4 protein-coding genes are annotated in these 5,307 nt (G+C 57.3%); all 4 read right to left on the reverse strand.

The window, feature by feature from the left end; translation table 11 throughout:
- A partial coding sequence (locus tag ACXJ5O_RS17860) for a protein adenylyltransferase SelO (RefSeq protein WP_457301060.1) occupies window positions 1-962 on the reverse strand: 962 nt, incomplete at its 3' end.
- Window positions 963-1,542: 580 nt separating this feature from the next.
- Window positions 1,543-3,189, reverse strand: coding sequence for an acetolactate synthase large subunit (locus ACXJ5O_RS17865; protein ID WP_457301061.1), 1,647 nt, complete (start codon window positions 3,187-3,189; stop codon window positions 1,543-1,545).
- Window positions 3,190-3,260: 71 nt separating this feature from the next.
- Window positions 3,261-3,857 carry a redoxin domain-containing protein gene (locus ACXJ5O_RS17870; RefSeq protein WP_457301062.1) on the reverse strand — a complete coding sequence of 199 codons (597 nt, stop codon included), beginning with the start codon at window positions 3,855-3,857 and terminating at the stop codon, window positions 3,261-3,263.
- Window positions 3,858-3,907: 50 nt separating this feature from the next.
- Window positions 3,908-5,307 (reverse strand): 3-alpha domain-containing protein (locus ACXJ5O_RS17875; protein WP_457301063.1); only part of this gene is annotated, 1,400 nt, incomplete at its 5' end.

Genomic DNA, 5,307 nt, shown 5'->3' on the forward strand with positions numbered 1-5,307 from the left:
TTTTGAGCCAAGGACACCGCCCTGTCCTGATCGTCCGCAAGCAACGGGAGCAGGCTCTCCGCCAGACGCACCAGATTCCACAAAGCGACCGGTCCTTGGTTGCCATACGCATAGCGGCCCGCATGATCGATAGAACTGAAAACCGTCGCTGGATCGTAATTGTCCAGGAATGCACATGGACCATAGTCAATGGTCTCACCGGCGATGGACATGTTGTCAGTATTCATCACACCGTGGATAAATCCGGCCAACATCCACTGAGCAACCAGCGAGGCCTGGGCTTCGATCACTGCCGCCAGGAGCGACAGGTAGGGCATGTCGCCTGCTGCCGCCTCGGGATAATGGCGGGCAATGACGTGGTCTGCGAGAGCACGGGCGGCCTCAATGTCACCCCGTGCGGCAAAAAATTGAAACGTTCCTATTCGTATGTGACTAGAGGCAACGCGGGTGATAACGGCACCAGGGAGAGACATCTCACGCGCAACAGTTTCTCCGGTTAGTACGGCAGCGAGCGCACGGGTCGTCGGAATCCGCAGGGCATTCATTGCTTCACTTAGGATATATTCGCGCAGGACAGGACCCAGCGCCGCACGTCCATCTCCGCCACGAGAAAAAGGTGTCCGCCCCGCTCCCTTTAACTGTATATCCCGTCGGACACCGTCTCGATCAATGACTTCACCGAGCAGGATCGCCCTGCCATCGCCCAGTTGCGGGGCGAAATGACCAAACTGATGCCCTGCATATGCGGTGGCAATAGGGTTAGCGCCCCTCGGGACATTGTTTCCCGCGAGCATGTCTATACCCTCGGCGCTACTCAACCATCGATCATCTAGACCCAGCTGGAAAACGAGGTCAAAGTTCAGCTTGATCAATCTCGGAGATGCAACAGGGGTAGGCATTGTACGGATAAAGAATTTGTCCGGCAGTCGGCTATAACTATGGTCGAATGCGATCTCGGTCATTCCAAACCTGCTTTCAGTTGTATCACCGTAGCCAAGCGTTTGCCGGAGCACAAGTTGGCGTCGATCGTGACAAGAACGCACGTTCTGCTCAATGGGCAGCAAAGTCGCAACGAGTGACCGGACTATTGTTATCGACAAGATCTTTGGTGCGCAGGACAACAACAGACATCGTTTGTTGTGTGAGTCCCAAGCGAGCCGACCACCATTGATAGGTCACTCTCGGGAATTCGGTAAATGCGGAGTAATAGCGTAAGGCTGCAGCACCAATGCGATCAACATGGTCGATACGCCGGCAGGCCTATGAAGCAGTATTCTACCGGATGCCCTGCTCCTGTTCGCGTGCCCCAAGCCACTTCACGGCAAAGAGCATGGCAACAATACGGTCACCGCGGCGAAACTCAGAACCCCGCCAACGATCGCCGGTACTGCCCAAATGGTCGAGGCCGAGCACCACGCGTTTGCAAGGCCTGCCCGACCACAATCCCGAAGAATGACGCTGGTATCTGGGGCAGACGCGTTGCGGACGGTGATATCTTGTCGTGCATGTTCGTCCCTCGTTGATGTGCTGGCGAAGCTGCCTTCAGGCATCCAGAATGACCGGAAGCCGTTCGCGAAGTTCCTTTACAAGTACGCGTTCATTTTCTGAATAGTCCACTGGCACATTGACCAGATGGACACCGCCGCCGGAGAATGCGTCTTCAAGAATCCGCTTGAACTGGCCTATGTCGTCGACCCTGGTACCCTTTGCGCCATATGACTCGGCGTATTTAACAAAGTTCGGATTGCCGAACGTCATGCCAAAGTCCGGAAACTGGTCCACCGCCTGCTTCCAGCGGATCATTCCATAGGCATCGTCCTCAATCACGAGCACAACCAGGTTGAGTTTCAGACGCACTGCGGTTTCGAGTTCCTGCGAATTCATCATGAATCCGCCATCGCCGCAGACCGCCATGACACGCCGCTCAGGATATAGCATCGAGGCCGCCAGCGCGGACGGTAGCCCTGCCCCCATGGATGCAAGAGCATTGTCGAGCAGGAGCGTGTTGGCCATCCGCGTCCGGTAGTTCCGGGCAAACCAGATTTTGTACATGCCGTTGTCGAGCGCAAGGATACCATCATACGGCATGACCTCCCGAATATCGTGGACTAAACGCTGCGGTGTAAAGCGGTCCTCCGTCGCTCGCGCCCCAACGCGTTCGAGAATGCGCTCCCGCAGATGGAGGAGTGCCTGTGCGTTCGGAACCTTGCCCTCGAGGCGATCTGCCAAAGCATTTAACGATGGGCCGATGTCGCCTATCACCTCGGATTGCGGGAAATAGACTTGTTCCACGGTCGCCGGCTGATATCCGACATGGACGACATGCGGACCATCCTTACCCATGATGAACGGAGGTTTCTCAATTGTATCATGGCCGATCGTAATAATAAGGTCCGCCTGCTCGATGGCCTCATGGACATAGTCACGCTCCGAGAGCGCCGCGGTTCCCATGTAAAGTTCGGTTCCGCCAGCAACCGTACCCTTGCCCATCTGCGTCGTGAAAAATGGAATTCGGGTTCGCGTCACAAATTGCGCAATATCGGATGTAGACCGGGGGCGTGAAGCGGYGGCCCCGAACATCAAAAGAGGCCGCTTGGCTGCAATGATAAGCGCGGCGGCACGGTCGAGCGCAGCATCATTGGCTGTCGGCAGTTCGAGCTGATGCGGCGCGATCAACGGCACTTCCTCGCATTCCTCCGCGGCAATATCCTCAGGAAGTTCGAGATGTACCGGCCCGGGTCTTTCTTCTTGAGCTATGCGGAATGCCTCCCGAACCATCGTCGGAATCATCAGTGGCGACGCGATCTGCCTTGCGAGTTTGGTCAGTGGCTTCATCGACGCGACGACATCGACCACTTGAAAGCGGGCCTGGCGCGAAGAAAGGATGCCTTTCTGGCCGGTGATCATCACCATTGGCATTGCACCAAGCAATGCGTATGCGGCACCCGTTGACAGGTTCAAGGCGCCAGGCCCGAGTGTTGTCAGGCAGAGGCCGGGCTTTCCCGTGAGCCGGCCGTAGGTCGCTGCCATGAACGCTGCCGCCTGTTCGTGCCGGGTAAGCACAAGCTCAATCGAGGAGTTGCGGATTGATTCTACCACGTCGAGGTTTTCCTCACCGGGGATACCGAAGATGCGGGTGACGCCTTCGTTCTCGAGCGCTGCTATTAAAAGATCGGAGCCTTTGGTCATGAGTAATTGCGCCTTGCGTATGCCAGAGAGAGTCTCAGGACTGCTTCTGCTATTGCCAACATAACCCAGTCTTAAGCGTCATCACTCAAAGTTTCGACATATGATCTGCCATAAGGATAGAAAAGCTCCTTGTGGCCGTTCTTCCACTGGGCCTTGAGCTCAGGTTTGGTGATATCCCAATCGGGCCGACATTTTTTACTGACCTCTCGGAGATCCTGGCGAAGCTCCTCCACCGTTGGCCGGCCGAAGAACCAGTAACCATCGTAAATCTTGTGAATGACAAGCTCGGGTTCCAGTACAATCACATGCGGTATCATCGGATTGTTGATGGGATCGGTATATTCGGCAATATCCAGATCCTTTTGCAAGATGCGCCGGGGATCGGACAAAAAGGGCCAATGAGCCCCTACTCCGCTGCGGAATTCATTGGTTTTCACAATATCGTCTGTGGTGATGGTGACCAGTCGGCAATACCCAACCTCCATCTCTCGGTGAAGCTGCAACAGCCCTTCAGCCTGGGGGCGATCCTTGGGGCAAAAGGCGCCTCTGCCAAGCACCAGAACCATCGGTTGATGTCCCTGGAGTTCGGAGAGTTTTCGATGCTTGGCGGTCTGGTCGCTGAGCTCATAATCAGGGAAAATCGCTCCCGGTACCATGTCGGATCGCATATCAAGTCCTCGTTCAGCTGGTGCGGTTAAGTGATCAGGTTTTCATTGCGCTACAAATCAATGACGATGTCGCTTTTGGGTTGTGAACAGCAGATCAGCACATTGCCATCCGCAGGTGCATCGATCGGGTCAGGACGATAGCGAACGGTCCCCGCCACCAGGCCCGTCTCGCAGGTGTGGCAGACCCCGGTTCGGCAAGACCACCGCACCGGCACGTCGCACGCTTCTGCCAGCTCCAGAAGGCTCTGGAAGGTCGTATCCCAGCGAACGTTGAGGCCGGTCCTCGCAAAGGACACCAACGCGCCGGTGCCCGGCATATTGGCTGGTAAATGCGGCGGCGGTCTTGGCGTGGCAGCGACGCCGGGGGTAATAGACGGACCGGCGCCAAACATTTCCGTATGAATGCGATCCGAAGCGACGCCCATGACGGCAAGCCCATCGGTCAGATCGCTCATGAAGCTCGATGGTCCGCAAATATAAAAATCGCTCTCAAGCGGCAGGCCGAGCGCCTTCAGCGCTCGCATATCCAGATGACCGGAAGCGTTGAAATCCACATTCGGCCGATCGCCAGGCTCGGGCGTGCTGTAGCAAATGTAGCTATGGCTATGAGCAAGCGCCTTGAGCAGACCACGCGTTTCCTCGATAAAGCCGTGTTCGCGGCCATTGCGGGTTCCGTGCAACCACCAGACCTCCCGGGGCGAGGCTTCGGCTGCCAATGCATGGAGCATCGCGAGCACGGGCGTTATTCCAATCCCGGCACTCAACAACACAACCGGATTGTCCCCCGGCGCCAGGGTAAAGCTGCCGCGTGCCGCGCTTGCCTCAACGATATCGCCAGCCTTGACCTCGTCGACGATATAGCCGCTGGCGGCGCCATTCTGTTCCCGCTTGACGCTGACGCGATAAAAGGTCGTGCCGGGTTCCGCCGACAGTGAATAGCTGCGCGTGAGAACTGGTCGAGACCCGGAGCCGAGCCGCAGCACTATAAACTGTCCGGGAAGCGCAGCAGCGACAGGTTGCCCATCTGTCGGCTCAAGGATGAGCGACACCACACTGCCGCTCTCGCGCACCTTGCGTGCCACGCGAAGCGGGCGGAAACCGCTCCACGCCGGCGGCGGGCCGGACAGGGCAGTCAGCCCGGCGTTGCCTTTTGTCGCGCCGTCCGCGCCCTGCTGGGCGAGCAGCGCTTTGAATGAATTTTGCCAGCCAAGGCTCAGCGCTGGAATGCGTAAGGCACGTTCGAGCCTGTCGCGTGGGTGATCCGGCATATACAATAGCGCATCGATTTCGGTGACGTTCATACTGCCGGGTCCTGACGCGACCTTCGTAACTTCGTCACCAGCCTGCACTTCGCCTTCTTCCAGCACACTGAAATAGAAGCCGGGCCTGCCGTGCTTGACGACGAGCGCGGCAATCTCCGGCTCCTCCATACGAATGCCCAGCCGGTAAC

The organism is Phyllobacterium sp. P5_D12 (genome assembly GCF_054049495.1).

Bases quoted from the DNA above. Each gene is read 5' to 3' on its own strand.
- ACXJ5O_RS17870 (WP_457301062.1), bottom strand. From the start codon at position 3,857: ATGCGATCCGACATGGTACCGGGAGCGATTTTCCCTGATTATGAGCTC.